This is a genomic window from Parasutterella sp. (genome assembly GCF_057870745.1).
Genome location: NZ_DBMALT010000055.1, coordinates 1 through 14,109, shown reverse-complemented (window position 1 = coordinate 14,109; position 14,109 = coordinate 1). Strand labels below are relative to the sequence as shown.

Here is a 14,109-nt window from a genome sequence, read left to right as displayed (position 1 = left end):
AAGGACCCGCTGCTCCAACCAAAGCTTTTGCTGCAATCTCGACATATAAAGCGTTGAGTCTCACAGTGTCTGCCGTTTTTTACAACTTTTAATGAGCCGCAATGCGGACAGACGGGCCGACCTGACCGGCTGACATCGAGCCTCTTGCTTAGAAAGCTTTCGACTCCATCGGAGTTGTTAATGGGCTGGCTATCAACGAGAACTTCCAGAATGCAAGATCTTTCTTCAGCGCTTAAGGAAAAAACTGCGAAAGGAGCTTATCTACTGCTGTGGTAAACATAGGGTACCTCCTTAACTTAAAAATACCCCTTAAATGGAGGCGCGACAATTAATATCAATACTTACTCTGAACAGAGCCTAATAAAAAATCTTAATAATCTCTGCGGAAATTTCTGATAGTTGCATGAATTTATTGGATAAAGCGCTTGCTTTTTATCGTGATGAATAGTATAATATTAGAGATCAACATAAGGTGATTGCTATGTCAAGACCAAGATCTGATAACCCAAAAGAGCACACTTCTATCATTCGTGCGAAACGAAAAGACGGTTGGACTTATGTTCAAAGAGTCGTCAGCGTTTACGATCCAAAGATTAAAAACAGCAGAAGAATTTCAACGGAGACTTTGGGAAAACTTCCGCCCGGTGAAACTGATTTGGAGAAATTGGTTACTCTGGAACCGCGCAGAAGAAAAGGTTCACTTCAAGCGGCTAAGATTGCCGCACCTGCCCAAGAAGTGATTGATCCCAGAGATCCCGGACGGATCATTTACCCATTGGATATTGTCTTTTGCGTCATTCTTCTTGCTGCGATGCAAGGCAAAACTTCCTGCACGGAAATTGCAGAGTTCTGGCATCAATGCCGCCCCTTGCTGAGCAAGACCTTCCCCAACTTTCCTGATGAGGAAATATCTCACGATACCGTCAGGCGCATCACGATGATTATCGGCAAAGACAAAAATGCCGCTCTGATCGAACGGTTCGTTGAGATGCTGCGCAGCAGACTGTCTCACCCGGTAATTGCTGTCGACGGACAGGCTATCAGGGCTTCCCGGGATTCTTCTCAGCACTCCCCGTATGTTTTAAACATCATGGATGCAGACAACGAGTTGATTCTGGCTCAGCAAGTCATCGGTGAAAAGAACAACGAAATTACCCATGCCTCAAAGCTCATCGACACTTTAGACATTCGAGGGGCAATCGTCACGGCAGATGCTTTAAATACACAAACCGAGTTCGCCGCAAAGATCATTGCCGAAAAGGCCGACTACTGTTTGGCTCTGAAGGCTAATCAGGATCTTACATATGAACAGGTGCGCGGATTCTTCGAACTGGGAACACATGAGTACAAAATTGCGCGGCCTTCGGTAACAGACCAAGGCGGCAAAATTACGAAAAGAAAAACTCGAGTTCTTCCGGGAGCTCTTTTACCGGAAGAAATTCTTAATAAATGGGTTGGCCTCGATGAAGGATCAATCGTGGAAGCCGTCACTGACACGTTGAAGAAAAACACCGGAGAAATTCTTGGGCCTCAGGTCCGCTATTACATCTCATCATTAAGGTACGATGCCCCGAATGTGGAGCAGGTTCTGCATCGTGCCATTCGTCAGCACTGGGTAATTGAAAACAAAGGCCATTGGGCGTTAGACATGGCTTTTAATCAGGACCGGTTGCAGTGCACAAACGCTCAGTATCTGGCCGGAAGAACACTGCTTAACAAGATCGCCCTTAACTTCACGACGAAAATCCAAACACGTTTGGAGGAAGCAACGGGCAAAGAGGCGCCTTCCAAACCGGTGATTAGAGCGAGGCTGAATAAAATTGAGGATATGTTGGTTGCAATGAACGATTGCATACGCATCTAGCAGAACCCTGAGCTAAGGTCTCCCGTTAAAAGGAGGCCCATATCGTGGTCCTTTGCTTAATTTCTGATGCGTAATGACATGGAACCCGCCATCTAGCCAACTCAAAAGGAGTTGGTCAAACTAAAGAGTGTAAAAACAGTTAAGAGAGGATTCCATGTCACGAATGAAAAGATTAGCAGTTCAGCAGCTGGATGTCTCTAAGGATTATCTGGTAATCGGACTCGACCTAGCTAAAACTGATACAGCAGTTATTGCGATCACGACTGATGGTGAACTTTATGCTATTGACCGACTCAAGTATTCTGATTTGCTTAACCAGGCGCGGCAACTTGGATCTACTGTCTTTGCGATGGAGCCTTGCAATGGTATGACTTATCTCGTACACGAATTGGAAGAGCTCGGACATGAATGCCGTGTCATTAACGGAGAAGCAGTTAAGGATTATGTAAAGTCGCATTTTGCCGGTCAGAAAAACGATTTGAACGATGCCCAAGCCATTGCGTTCCTGGCGCAAGATGAAATGCTGAAATTCATAAGAGTTAAAGCAAAATCTGAAATGACTATGCAAACCCTGCAGGTAGTCCGTCAACAACTCATAAAACAACGCACTTGCAGTGTTGTCTGCATAAAGGGCATCTGTCAAAACTATGGCCTTGTCATCTCCAAAAGCATTATGTCAGAAGCAAAAATTAGACCGATTATTGAAGAGACTCAGAAATTGCCGGACGAGATTAAAGAGCCGTTAAAAAGACTTCTTCGCAACGCAGCCCGCTTCACCATTGACATTAAACAAATAGACAAAGCTATCGAACAAGGTTTGAAGGGTAATGAAACGGCAGAACGCTTGCTCGAGGTGCCGGGGTTAGGTCCTCAATGTGTCAGCAGGCTCCTAACAACAATTGGGGATATCAATCGATTTGAAGGGCCAAAGAATCTTGCCGCTTATTATGGGTTGGTCCCGAGAAGCCATACCACAGGACATAACGAGAAGATGGGAAAAATAACAAAGCATGGCGACAGATTGATGAGAGCATTCTTAGTCCAAGGGGCTCACGCAGTCTTGATACAGCACACAAAGGGGCGCCTACCGAAATCAGCCTTGAAAAAATGGATAGATAAGAAACTGTCGGCCGGTATGCCGTGTTCAAAATTGAGTATCGCATTAGCAGCCAAGTTATTAAGAATAGCCTTTGCGGTACTGAAATACAAAAAGAAATTCGATATTAAGAAAGCCGGTGTAGCAAGGTGCAGCTTGTAAGCCAAAAGTATTGGAGTCAAAAGGCAATCTAAGCCAATATGTTATGAGAAAGCAAAGGGCACTTCCAGACAGCCTGCAGGTCCGACTTGTTAACAAATCGCAAGCATGGTGCGTTATGAGGCATTGGAAGTAATTTTTTGAAGTTCATAATAGGCAGAATGTCATCGTTTGACATGCGACAGCCTGAAGAGATTGCTAAAAAGCCTCTTTCAAAACATATTCGGATTAGCCTTTTACAACAAGTCTAAAAATTGTAATGAAGTTTGTTTAAATAGCCTGAAGTAATGGTTATGAGAGGATTTTGCCAAAACGAACTTGACAATTAGGCGGGTTCCAGAGATTGGAGCTGGACGGTCCTAAGTCCAAGCAGCAGGTTGTGGCGATAACGGCGGCTGCAGAAGTGCGGGAAACGCCCAAAGCAACCAGCAGCGGATAAATAGAAGCCATCAGCAAAAGGCCGAGTCCTACGGCAGAGTTCACGAACAATGCGATGAACTGGCCGACGACGTAAGTCAGAGCCAGCAGGACATAAGGAGAGCGGATGGCTTTCAGAGGCTTAACACACAGCTTAACCAGTGCTTTGCTGGCGCCGATGCGGTCCATATAAACAGCAAAGCCGGCAATGGCCATAATGTTGAGGCCTAAGCCGGGCAAGCGTCCTTTTAAGAGATTTGTAAATGCCTGAGCAAAGTCAAAAGCGAAGAAGTTTGTGGAAGCTTTGGGAGCAACTGCGGGAACTCCTTCCAAATAAGCACAGAAAAGGAGCAGCAAGCCCAAAAGCAAAAGGATAATCGGAGGATAGTAGTTTTTGATAACGAAGTAGCTGACCAGCCCGATGGCGACCAGCGTAAGGATTACACCAACCATATTGCACCTATGGATTTGAGTTAATAATTATGTACCCATGCTAGAACTTAAAAATTCTCTTGTGAATGGTGTAACTTTTTGTTAACTACTTGTTCTTACGTGATTCCTCAGCGTTATTCCTAATCTGCTTTGTACGATGCGCGCAACACAAATAAGCAATAGACGAAAGTTATTTGACAAATATTTCTCTAAATTTTTTGTGCAATTTTCACGGTGAGTACACTGTCTCACTGTTAAAATTTCTTAGCGAAACAGCTAGATATATACCTTGTTCTAGGTATCTTTCCCCTGAAATAGGAAAGGAATATATAGAAAATACTAGTATTTTTACTTAGGAAGCGTAGAATAAAAGCCGTTAGAGAAGTACTCCTGAAGTTAACAAACCCGCTGGCAAGAATTCTTCGCCGGCGGATTTTTTATGTTCCTTTGATTAGCTTGGCAATATTTTTTAGGCTAACGATTTGATCCACTCGATGACGTCGTCTAGTTCTCTATTCCGGATTTCGTGCTTCATATCGTAATTTTGTATGAGGACAGGGTTGCCGCGGTTTCTCAAAAAAGCGGAGGCTTTATCAGACATTTCTTGAGAAATAAATTCGTCTTTGAGTGACACCGCTTGGAAGATCGGGACGTCTTTGGAGACATCCGTCATCCGACTTGTCAACTGATCTTCTAAAGGAAGGTAGGAAGAAAAGGCAAAAACACCCGCGACCGCAAAAGGTTCCAAAAGTGCAGTTGTTAAAGCAATGACTCCGCCTTGAGAAAAACCGCCGAGATAAATGTCTTTAGGGCTGACGCCTTGAGAGATCTCATTCCTAACTAGGGAAGCGATCCGGTCCGAGGATTCAAAAATTCCGTCGATATCTGCTTCCCTTCGAAAGTCTGAGCTCTTTACGTCAAACCAAGCATGTGCAGGCTCACCGTTAAATTGTTTTACTTTAATGATCGGTGCCGTCGGGAGAAGAAAAGAATAGTCTTCGCCTAATCTTTTACAAAGATATTCAGCCACCAGTCGAATAACGGATGCCGTCCCCGTCAATCCGTGGAGAAGAATCACTCTTTTAGAAGCAGTCGGTGATCCTAACTCAATAAGTTCTTCTTCCATCATTCCACCATCAGAGCGTTATCTGTCCGCCACATTGTAGAGGCGATACTTCCTGTTTCAGCGTGAGAGCACAAAGGAAACTCGTAAATCTACATTGCGACTTTTACTGCCAAAATAATAGTAAAAATGGTATAGCTCCTTTTGCTGCAAGCTTCAAAAAGCTTTCGAACTCAGAGCGCTCTTTCAGCTCATAGGCGTCATCGACAGCTAGAATAGAGTGGTCGAGCTGTGAAAATAAAGAAAACCAAGGAGTAACTATGATCGTCGTGCTTCCGGATGGAAAACTCATCAATTTCAATCTTGTCTGCTTCACCGACACCCGTTCTTTTAAAGAACCAGTGCGTTTCAGCATGGTCAACGGGGAATCCGTTTTTTGCGAAATGACGGAAGATCAATACCAATCCATGCTGCTTTCCTTAGTGCATAACGAGCCGATCCATAAAGTTCTGCCCATCAAAGAGAAAGTTCAAAAGTCCAAAATTGATTTCCGCGACTTCCCTTCCGTTTTAGAAGGTGAAAATTCTCCCGTCTGATTCTTCAGTTTCTTGGCAGCTTCGGCTGCCTTATTTTTTGGTTTTCCAGAAAAATTCTCTTTTTTCAACAAGGTACTTATTTTCATCAGAGCCCGCTGCGAGCATTTATTTCTCGATTTGTTGGATTCTTGTCTCATGGGAAGCCCGAGAAATAAGGGTTTTATTTCGGTCTTGCGCAAAAAAAGTTCAACAAATCAAGCTGTCGTGGTTACAATTACGACTATTACGACGTTTCGTCGGTTAACTCAGAGGTCTCTATGAAATTACTTACCGTTGCCGCAATGGCATTTACGCTGTTGGCAGGATCTGTTAATGCTGCCGAACAACTGAACGCATATTCCATCATGCCTGAGAAATATGCCTCTAAGGTTTTCGCAGAATTCACAAAAGATACAGGCATCAAAGTAAACTTCATGCGTTTCTCTTCAGGCGAAGCTCTGGCCCGTCTGAATGCAGAAAAGAAGAATCCTCAGGTTGACGTTATGCTCGGCGGACCTGCTGATACATACGCAGCCGGCATCAAAGAAGGCATCTTCGAGCAGTATCGTCCGAAAGATTCCGACGCAATTCCCACAAACCTGCGTGATCCTCAGAACCATTGGACCGGCATCGGTATCATTCCTCTGTGCTTCTTAACAAACACCAAGTTCCTGGAAAAGAATAAGATGCACGCTCCGGAATCCTGGAATGACCTTCTTGATCCGCGCTACAAAAACAACCTCCAGATGGCCGACGCTCGTACTTCCGGTACAGCCACAGAACGTATCTACTCCCTCGTGAAAGTCATGGGCGAAGATCCGGCCTTTGCTTATCAGAAGAAATTAAACGACAACATCCAGATGTACACCAAGAGCGGTGCGGGCGGCGCAATGCCTATCGCTACCGGTCAGTGCGGCTCCGGCATCTTCTACATCGTTGACGCACTCGATATCCAGCAGCAGGGCTACCCTGTCGTGATCACATATCCGAAGGACGGCGTTTCCTACGGTATTGAAGCCACCGGTATCGTCAAAGGCGCTAAGAACATGGACGCCGCTAAGAAGTTTGTCGACTGGGCAACCAGCAAGAAATTTGCCGACTTCATCGTCGCAAACAAGATCAACTACGTACCGACTCGTTCCGACGTCAAGACCAGCAATCCGCTTCTTGACCTCTCCAAGATCAACATGAAAGACGTTGACGTGGCTTGGAAGGGCGAAAAACGCAAAGAATATACAAACCGTTGGATTAACGAAGTCATTAAGTAATTTTTCACCGTTTTAACGTGATTTAAAAATTGTGGGGTTCTGCTTGACCAAGTCGAACCCCCGTTTCATTAGGAGTACTTAAATGACGAGCGGAACCAAGCAGCAGAGGGACCCGTTGACCTTGCTCACCATCTGCGTCCTTTGGCTCGCCATGGGCGTATTCGTCCTGTACCCGATCGTTCGCCTCCTGGCAATGACTTTCATTGTCGACGGTCACCTGACATTTGAAAACCTCTTGCCGTTCCTCGCCAATTGGTATGACCGCCGAGCCATTGTCAACAGTATTATTCTGGCGTGCGCAGTCGGTTTTGCCGGCACGATCATCGGATTCATTTTTGCTTTCGCAGTGACGCGTTTGTCGCTGCCGAAGTGGCTTACTTTCTTTATCAGCGCGGTAACACTGCTGCCGCTGATTTCACCTCCATTCACATCAAGTATTGCGCTGACGCTCTGCTTAGGACCCAACGGCATCATCCTGACGGCCTTGGGTCTGGAAAATTTCAATTTCTTCGGCTTCTGGGGAACGTTTATTTCAGAAACACTGACTTACTTCCCCATTGCCTTTATGACGCTGTCGACGATTCTTATGAGAATCGACCCCAACTTAGAAGACGCCGCCTATTCTCTAGGCGCATCTCCTTTCAGCGTTTTCAAATCCGTTACCTTTCCCCTGTCGGTTCCGGGTTTAGCCAATGCCTTCCTTCTGGTGTTCTCCTGCTCTCTCGCAGACTTTGCAACACCGTTGGTGTTAGGCGGCCACTCCTTCCCCGTTCTGCCGACACAGGCCTACCTGCAGATCACCGGCATGTATGACTTTAAGGGCGGCGCTGCCTTGTCCTTCCTGCTCTTAATCCCGGCTTTAGCTGTTTATGCTCTGCAGAATTTCTGGGTCAGCCGCAAGAGTTTTGTTACTGTCAGCGGCAAAGCCGGCGGAAGAAGTTCTATTAAGGGCCCCGGTGTCCTGATCTCTTCGATCGTTATCGGTACAGTTGCCTTTATTACGGCATTTGTTCTTTATCTGTATGCCATCATCTTGGTTGGCTCTGTTGTGAAGGTTTGGGGCGTTGATAATTCGCTGACGCTTGAAAACTACCACTACGTCTTCACTTTCGGCATGAAAGCGATTAAAGACACCTTGCTGATCGCCTGTATCGGCACCCCGCTCGGCGGCCTGCTCGCAGTCTTGATCGGTTATGTCTGCAAGTGGTTAAAGATCCGCGGTCACAAGACCTTAGAAACTGTCTCCCTCTTGAACTACACATTGCCGGGTACCGTGGTCGGTATCGCCTACATTATTGCGTTTAACGACCAGCCTCTGGTTCTGACCGGTACGGTCTACATCCTTATCGCAGCATACGTATTCCGCTATTCTTCAGCCGGTATCCGCAACGTAATTGCTGCATTGACGCAGATCGACCCGTCTATTGAAGAAGCCTCTACAAGTTTGGGTGCATCTTCAGCCTACACGTTCCGTAAGATCACAGTTCCCTTGGTTCTGCCTGCAGTGTTAACGGGTATGCGCTATTTGTTCATCCACTCGATGACCGCTATTAGCGCCACGATCTTCTTGGTATCCGTGAACTGGACCCTGATCACAACACGCATTTTGGAGTGCATGACCGAGCTTCAGTTCGCTCAAGCTTGTGCATTCTCCATCGTCTTAATTTTGATTGTCTTCGCCGCCTCTGCCTTTATGGCTTTAATGGCAAAAGTTCTTTGTCCGGTAGGCGACGCTTCCGGAGGACTTCGTTAAATGTCCGTATCTCTTACGCTTAAAAACATTTCCCGCAGCTACATTAAGGACAACGAAAAGTTTTTCGCCGTTCAAAACGTAAATCTTGAAGTTAAACCGGGCGAATTTCTCACGTTCTTAGGACCGTCCGGCTGCGGTAAAACTACCACTCTGCGCATGATCGCAGGTTTTGAAACTCCTACGGAGGGCCAAATCCTTTTGGGAGACAAAGACGTCACAAAAATCCCTGCCAATGAACGCGGCATGGGCTTCGTATTCCAGAACTACGCTTTGTTCCCGCACATGAAGATTTTCGATAACGTGGCCTATGGTCTGCGTATTCGCAAAGAATCTTCCGACGTCATTGCACAGAAAGTCAAAGAAGCGCTTGCTATGGTCGGGTTGGAAAAAGCCGAGCATCGCTACCCTAACCAGCTTTCAGGCGGTGAGCAGCAGCGTGTCGCTTTAGCCAGAGTACTGGTTTTAAGACCGCAACTGATTCTTATGGATGAACCGCTCTCGAACCTTGACGCAAAACTGCGCCTGCACATGAGAACGGAAATCCGTAGAATCCAACAGGAACTCAAATTGACCTGCCTCTACGTGACTCACGATCAGAAAGAAGCTTTGACCATGTCTGATCGGATCATGGTGATGAACAAGGGCAAGATTGAACAAATCGGTACGCCTATGCATTTGTATGATGACCCGGCAACGCCTTTCGTTGCCGATTTCATCGGGCAGGCTAATCTTTTCTACGGCACGCTTGTTTCTGTTGAAGATAAGTACGGCCTTGTCGATGTTGCCGGCCGTAGGGTCAAAGCTCGAATGGGTGTCCTAAATCCCCCAAGAATTGGGGGAAAAGCGCTCCTGATCGTACGACCAGAAAACCTCAACATCGGCACCTCGGAAAACTGTCTGGCAGTCAAACTCATTAATCGCCTCTTTGAAGGAGACCGGGTAGACTACCAGTTTGAAGTAGTAAATGGTATCAATCCGAAACCTTACTCGATGTCAGTTCCTTTTCTTCCCGGCACTTCACTACTGCCGGAAGGCTCGACATTAGATGCTTCGTTTGTTCCGGATGCCGGTGTACTTCTAAACGGCGAATAACTTAAGCAACGATCACAGTTACGTCAAGCCGCCTCGTTTTTCCTGAGGCGGCTTGTTCTTATTCGGAGCTTCTGGAAGGAAAAATTATTAGTATCAACGAAGAGAACAGTTTCATAAATCTCTACAATAAAATCTCGCAATTGTGATGCACGCAACGGATTTTTTATGAAACGCTTAAGCTTATCTCTCGCTGTCGTTATTTTGGCCCTTTCTTCTGCTGTATCAGCCTCGGACTTCGAGGAAGACGAGCAATATATTTCCTGCCGTAAAGGGGCAGTCAATGATCGACAATTAACAGCTTGTCAAGAGCGGTTACTCGAGCGTCTTGATATGTCCATTGCAAAAGCACTTGATAGAAATATGACGTTGCTGGCGGAGTCGGAAAGAATTACCGCCCAGCGTTACCAATCACAATGGGAAAGTTGGCGTCAAAGTCACTGTGATTATTCACTCCGCAAACAAAATGATCAGCAGCATCTTAGCTTGGCCTGCTACCTTCAAGCTGCAAGAGACCGCCTAGACATGTTGGAAGGTGAGAAGCTTGAAACAAATTCAAACTTTAAAGTTTGCTTACGGCGTGCAGGGAAAATAGAAAGCCACGAAATTCTCTGTCTTCAAGAAGAGTATCAAAGACTTGAGCAAATTTTGTTCGGAACCGTCCAAGCCGCAGAAAATTCCAGCCCACAACCAAAAACAGTATTGGAAGATCAACTTTTGTGGGAAAAAGACCTCGCTAAAAAATGTAAGCGCCCACCATTTGCCTCTATCGAACAAGCTGCTAATAATTACCAGTGTTTATGTAATGAAATCTATAAGCGCATTCGTTCTTTAACAGGTACTGCAGAACGCCCCGTGCGTTGACGTAAGAACAATTGGCAATCTCCTTGTCATTTATGACAAGGAGATTGCCAAGAAAGCGCCGGGGCGATTTGCGAGGGCGTCTGTTTTTTCTCTTCTTTCGTCAGTCTCCGGAATCTTGTGAACGGATAAACTGATCGTTTTTAGTGAAATAAAGCTTTTGAGTCATCTGAATGCTGACCCAAGTCACGATCGCCGCTGTTGCGGCGATAGAAAAACAGATTAATAACTGATACCTGACAGCAGTTAAGGGCGATTCACCAGCTAAAATTTGGCCGCTCATCATCCCGGGGAGCGCCACGATGCCTAAAACCATCAACATATTGATCGCGGGAAGCATCGCGGCAGAAGCAGAAACCTGGACCGTTTTAAGCACAGCCTGTTGCTGCGTCGCCCCTAGCGCCAACAATGTCTCAATCTCCCCTGATCGCAATTCAAGCTCGCTTCTGAAACGTTCAACGCCCAAAGCAGCCGAATTCATAGCATTAGCAACAATCATCCCAGCTAACGGAACCAAGTAACGGCCTTCCCAAAGAGGTGTCGGACGAATTACAACAAATTCAAGGTAAGAAACCGTTAACCCTGCCCCCAAGAAAATCGCGGTAAACAGGATCCACCGATACTTTCTCCGACTTTTTGCATTCTGGAGACCGCCCAAGCGTTTTAAAGCGGACTCGGAAGCCGCCCCCACCATAAACAAGATAAGGGCAGCGAGCACCCAGGGATCTGATTGTCGAAAAGCCCAAAGAAGGATGTATCCAACAGCGACCAACTGAATCGTACCCCTGACGACTCCGATAATTAACGACTTAGAGAGACCTAGTTTGTACTTCCAGGATAAAAACAGGGAGATCCCAACCGGTAATAAACCGATGCCCATTTGCAAGAGCGATATATCGTTTGATCCGCTAATTGCCATCTCTTCCTCCTCAAGCCTCTAGTCGTTTTCACTGACTTCATGTGACCTATCTACGAAATCCATTCTACGAATCGACTTTCTTTAGGGCACGTATCTCAACTCAAAATCAGCACGTGTAAACACATGTGAACATGTTCACACTTGAGTTTTATTTTGAAAATATCTCGTCAAAAGCTTCTTCAACGGCTTTCTTGTCCACACGGTACGTTCCCTGAACCATTCCGTCGCGGCCTCCTCCACGCCCATTTAATTTGGCATTCAAGGATTTACTGATTTTCGGGAGTTCCGCATCTGATGACGCAATAACATAATTAAATCCGCCCTCTATCGGACTGAAAACTCCGATTGAACTTTCGGGAAATTTTTCTTTCAGCAATCCGACAAAACGTTTTAACTCAAAAGGAGACAAATCCTCTTCAAAAACTTTCACCAGACCGTTCCTAGACACAAGGCCGGAAGCCACAAACTGAAGATATCTTTCAGTTCTTTGGGCACTCTTCTGGTCTTTCGCTTTTCCTTCTTCAATGAAATTTGCCGCTGCTTTAGCAATTTCATGCGGCTTAGCGGAGAATAAAGCAGAAACCTTTGCTATCTCCTTTACCCTCCATCCGTAATCTCTCCTAGCCCGTTCACCGGCTACAAAACGAACTCTTGTTCCTCCTCGGTGTTTGGACGCATCCAGGATCTTGAACATTCCGATTTCTCCAGAACGACGAACGTGGGTACCGCAACAGGCACAGCGGTCGCATCCCGGAATTGTCACTATGCGAACTACGCCACGCAATTCCTTTTTACTGCGATATTCCATCGCCTCTAAGACTTCTTCAGTTGGGAACTCAATTTTAAGATCAATATCCTGAGTGATCGCCTGATTCACCAGTTGTTCTAATTCAGGGATCGATTCCATCGGGATTTCACCGCTGAAATCAACGGTAATATCGTCCGGATCCATATGGAACCCGACGTTTTCCAATTTATATTTTTGGTGAACAAGTCCGGAGAAAATATGCTCGCAAGTATGATTTTGCATATTGTCAAAACGGCGTTCCCAATCGATTTTTCCAATCACTGTAGACCCAACTTCCAGAGGCTTGTCTATGTAGTGAACAATCTCTGGACCGAGCCTTTTTACAAAAATAACCTTAGCTTCTCCTAAGGTCCCCTCGTCAGAGGGCTGTCCGCCGCCCTCAGGATAAAAGGCGGTGTCGTCCAACACAACCTCAAATCCTTTTTTGCCCTCGCGACAGGAAGTAACAGTTGCTGAAAATTCTCTTGCGTACGGATCACGATAAAACAATTCCTGCATTGTTTCCATTGAATGTCTCCACTGCTTTTAGTTGGTTGCCGAAGATTATAGGCAGTCAAGAGAAAAGAAACTGTTTTGCATAAAGCTTTCTCATCCTTGGATTTATTCTCACTTTTGGGATCGACCTGGGTTGTCTAGAACTTAAACCGCCGTTACCTTCCTATAATGATGAGCTAGGCAATGGTTTTATATTTTGAAAGATGAGTGCATCAAGAGACAAATTTCACTTTTGGGTCGGCATGAGCATTGTGATTGTGATCGCAATACTCATAGGTCTGCTTTGCACCGTCTTTACACCAAATTATTTCCGGCCTAAAACGATCGTTGAAACCTATTTCACAGAATCGGTAAACGGCCTTTCCCCTGGGGCACCGGTCAAATTCAAGGGCATCGATATCGGAAAAGTCACCGAAATTTCATTGTCGAGCAAGGTATACCCCGATGACCACATCAGTTTGTTTTCACCTGATGCGTCTGTAGCAGTCGTACGAATGATTGTCTACATAGATGAAAATCAGCTCAAAGAGCAGCTGCCAGATCTCATTCAGAAAGGATTGCGGTTCCAAACGGAGTTGGCCGGAGTCACCGGAACAATTTACCTTGCGGCTAATTTTTTAAACCCGACACTTTATCCGCCCGAAATTAAAGATGTGCCTTGGAAACCGAAATATATCTACGTTCCAGCGACCATCAGTCTGACTAATGAGATTTTGGAAAATATCCAGCATTTCCTGGCAACGCTGCAAAACATTAAGACCAAAATTGATGATGTAACTCCGGATGCAGTAAAAACCCAGTCCACAAAGGAGCTCCTCACAACACTTAACAATACAGTCAGTATGCTGGATCCAGATAAACTGCACACGCTGCTCTCAAATGCAGAAAATTACGTCAACTCCAGCCATTCGATCCTCTCAAAAGTAGATGTTGCGCGCGTTAATTCATTGCTTTCAGAACTCACTAAAACAACGGAAAAATTAAACACTACCCTTCATGAAACTAAAGGATCGGGACTCGTCACTCAGCTGAATAAGACAATTTCCGGTGCAGACCAAGCGATAGTAGATAACCGTTATAACATCAGAGAGCTAATTCTCAATTTGAAAGATATCTCAAACAATCTCAAGACTTTATCGGAGAACCTGGCGCAAGACCCGAACTTCTTGGTTCCTCGAACCCCTCATCCCTCTCCGATTAGTTCGGGGCACTAGTATAAAATTCTAAAATTACGTTATCTAATTAGAATAAGAAGTATAATACGGCCATGAATGGAGGAATTTCATGGCCGGTCGTACCCGCAAATTTAA

12 protein-coding genes and 1 pseudogene are annotated in these 14,109 nt (G+C 45.6%); 8 read left to right on the top strand and 5 right to left on the bottom strand.

Annotation, left to right across the window (positions count from 1 at the left end):
- Window positions 1-280: pseudogene (locus ACZND6_RS11625) on the bottom strand (transposase); the annotation flags it as partial.
- 201 nt (window positions 281-481) lie between these two features.
- Between ACZND6_RS11625 and ACZND6_RS11620 the strand changes: the two are divergent.
- Window positions 482-1,864 (top strand): ISAs1 family transposase, encoded by a 1,383-nt coding sequence (locus tag ACZND6_RS11620; RefSeq protein ID WP_489524709.1) that lies wholly within the window; start codon window positions 482-484, stop codon window positions 1,862-1,864.
- Between the two features lie 154 nt (window positions 1,865-2,018).
- Window positions 2,019-3,122 (top strand): IS110 family RNA-guided transposase, encoded by a 1,104-nt coding sequence (locus tag ACZND6_RS11615; protein WP_293738357.1) that lies wholly within the window; start codon window positions 2,019-2,021, stop codon window positions 3,120-3,122.
- A gap of 288 nt (window positions 3,123-3,410) precedes the next feature.
- Here ACZND6_RS11615 and dcuC read toward each other — a convergent pair whose 3' ends face one another.
- On the bottom strand, window positions 3,411-3,989 hold the full coding sequence (gene dcuC / locus ACZND6_RS11610) for a C4-dicarboxylate transporter DcuC (protein WP_489524708.1): 579 nt from the start codon (window positions 3,987-3,989) through the stop codon (window positions 3,411-3,413).
- Window positions 3,990-4,437: 448 nt separating this feature from the next.
- Entirely contained in the window at window positions 4,438-5,097 is a 660-nt protein-coding gene (locus ACZND6_RS11605) for an alpha/beta hydrolase (RefSeq protein WP_489524707.1), read from the bottom strand.
- Between the two features lie 254 nt (window positions 5,098-5,351).
- Between ACZND6_RS11605 and ACZND6_RS11600 the strand changes: the two genes are divergently transcribed.
- From ACZND6_RS11600 to ACZND6_RS11580, 5 genes are all read left to right on the top strand, one after another.
- Window positions 5,352-5,627, top strand: coding sequence for a hypothetical protein (locus tag ACZND6_RS11600; RefSeq protein ID WP_300876478.1), 276 nt, complete (start codon window positions 5,352-5,354; stop codon window positions 5,625-5,627).
- 257 nt (window positions 5,628-5,884) lie between these two features.
- On the top strand, window positions 5,885-6,874 hold the full coding sequence (locus tag ACZND6_RS11595; protein WP_489524706.1) for an ABC transporter substrate-binding protein: 990 nt from the start codon (window positions 5,885-5,887) through the stop codon (window positions 6,872-6,874).
- Window positions 6,875-6,956: 82 nt separating this feature from the next.
- Window positions 6,957-8,627, top strand: coding sequence for an ABC transporter permease (locus ACZND6_RS11590; RefSeq protein ID WP_489524705.1), 1,671 nt, complete (start codon window positions 6,957-6,959; stop codon window positions 8,625-8,627).
- Entirely contained in the window at window positions 8,628-9,719 is a 1,092-nt protein-coding gene (locus tag ACZND6_RS11585; RefSeq protein WP_300876484.1) for an ABC transporter ATP-binding protein, read from the top strand.
- Between the two features lie 165 nt (window positions 9,720-9,884).
- Window positions 9,885-10,580 carry a hypothetical protein gene (locus tag ACZND6_RS11580; RefSeq protein ID WP_489524704.1) on the top strand — a complete coding sequence of 232 codons (696 nt, stop codon included), beginning with the start codon at window positions 9,885-9,887 and terminating at the stop codon, window positions 10,578-10,580.
- A gap of 100 nt (window positions 10,581-10,680) precedes the next feature.
- Here the strand turns inward: ACZND6_RS11580 and ACZND6_RS11575 are convergent, their stop codons facing one another.
- Together ACZND6_RS11575 and ACZND6_RS11570 are read right to left on the bottom strand one after the other, a co-directional pair.
- Entirely contained in the window at window positions 10,681-11,496 is an 816-nt protein-coding gene (locus tag ACZND6_RS11575; protein WP_008812272.1) for an ABC transporter permease, read from the bottom strand.
- 148 nt (window positions 11,497-11,644) lie between these two features.
- A complete protein-coding gene (locus ACZND6_RS11570; protein WP_489524703.1) occupies window positions 11,645-12,811 on the bottom strand; it encodes an alanyl-tRNA editing protein in 1,167 nt (388 codons plus the stop codon).
- A gap of 191 nt (window positions 12,812-13,002) precedes the next feature.
- Here ACZND6_RS11570 and ACZND6_RS11565 point away from each other — a divergent pair, with 191 nt between their 5' ends.
- Window positions 13,003-14,013: an MlaD family protein gene (locus tag ACZND6_RS11565; protein ID WP_278384235.1), complete on the top strand. Its 1,011-nt coding sequence runs from the start codon at window positions 13,003-13,005 to the stop codon at window positions 14,011-14,013.
- The last annotated feature ends 96 nt before the right edge of the window (window positions 14,014-14,109 follow it).

Excerpts from the sequence above, each read along its gene's own strand:
- ACZND6_RS11620 (WP_489524709.1), top strand. The coding sequence starts at position 482 with ATGTCAAGACCAAGATCTGATAACCCAAAAGAGCACACTTCTATCATT.
- ACZND6_RS11615 (WP_293738357.1), top strand. The coding sequence starts at position 2,019 with ATGTCACGAATGAAAAGATTAGCAGTTCAGCAGCTGGATGTCTCTAAG.
- dcuC (WP_489524708.1), bottom strand. The coding sequence starts at position 3,989 with ATGGTTGGTGTAATCCTTACGCTGGTCGCCATCGGGCTGGTCAGCTAC.
- ACZND6_RS11605 (WP_489524707.1), bottom strand. The coding sequence starts at position 5,097 with ATGATGGAAGAAGAACTTATTGAGTTAGGATCACCGACTGCTTCTAAA.
- ACZND6_RS11600 (WP_300876478.1), top strand. The coding sequence starts at position 5,352 with ATGATCGTCGTGCTTCCGGATGGAAAACTCATCAATTTCAATCTTGTC.
- ACZND6_RS11595 (WP_489524706.1), top strand. The coding sequence starts at position 5,885 with ATGAAATTACTTACCGTTGCCGCAATGGCATTTACGCTGTTGGCAGGA.
- ACZND6_RS11590 (WP_489524705.1), top strand. The coding sequence starts at position 6,957 with ATGACGAGCGGAACCAAGCAGCAGAGGGACCCGTTGACCTTGCTCACC.
- ACZND6_RS11585 (WP_300876484.1), top strand. The coding sequence starts at position 8,628 with ATGTCCGTATCTCTTACGCTTAAAAACATTTCCCGCAGCTACATTAAG.
- ACZND6_RS11580 (WP_489524704.1), top strand. The coding sequence starts at position 9,885 with ATGAAACGCTTAAGCTTATCTCTCGCTGTCGTTATTTTGGCCCTTTCT.
- ACZND6_RS11575 (WP_008812272.1), bottom strand. The coding sequence starts at position 11,496 with ATGGCAATTAGCGGATCAAACGATATATCGCTCTTGCAAATGGGCATC.
- ACZND6_RS11570 (WP_489524703.1), bottom strand. The coding sequence starts at position 12,811 with ATGGAAACAATGCAGGAATTGTTTTATCGTGATCCGTACGCAAGAGAA.
- ACZND6_RS11565 (WP_278384235.1), top strand. The coding sequence starts at position 13,003 with ATGAGTGCATCAAGAGACAAATTTCACTTTTGGGTCGGCATGAGCATT.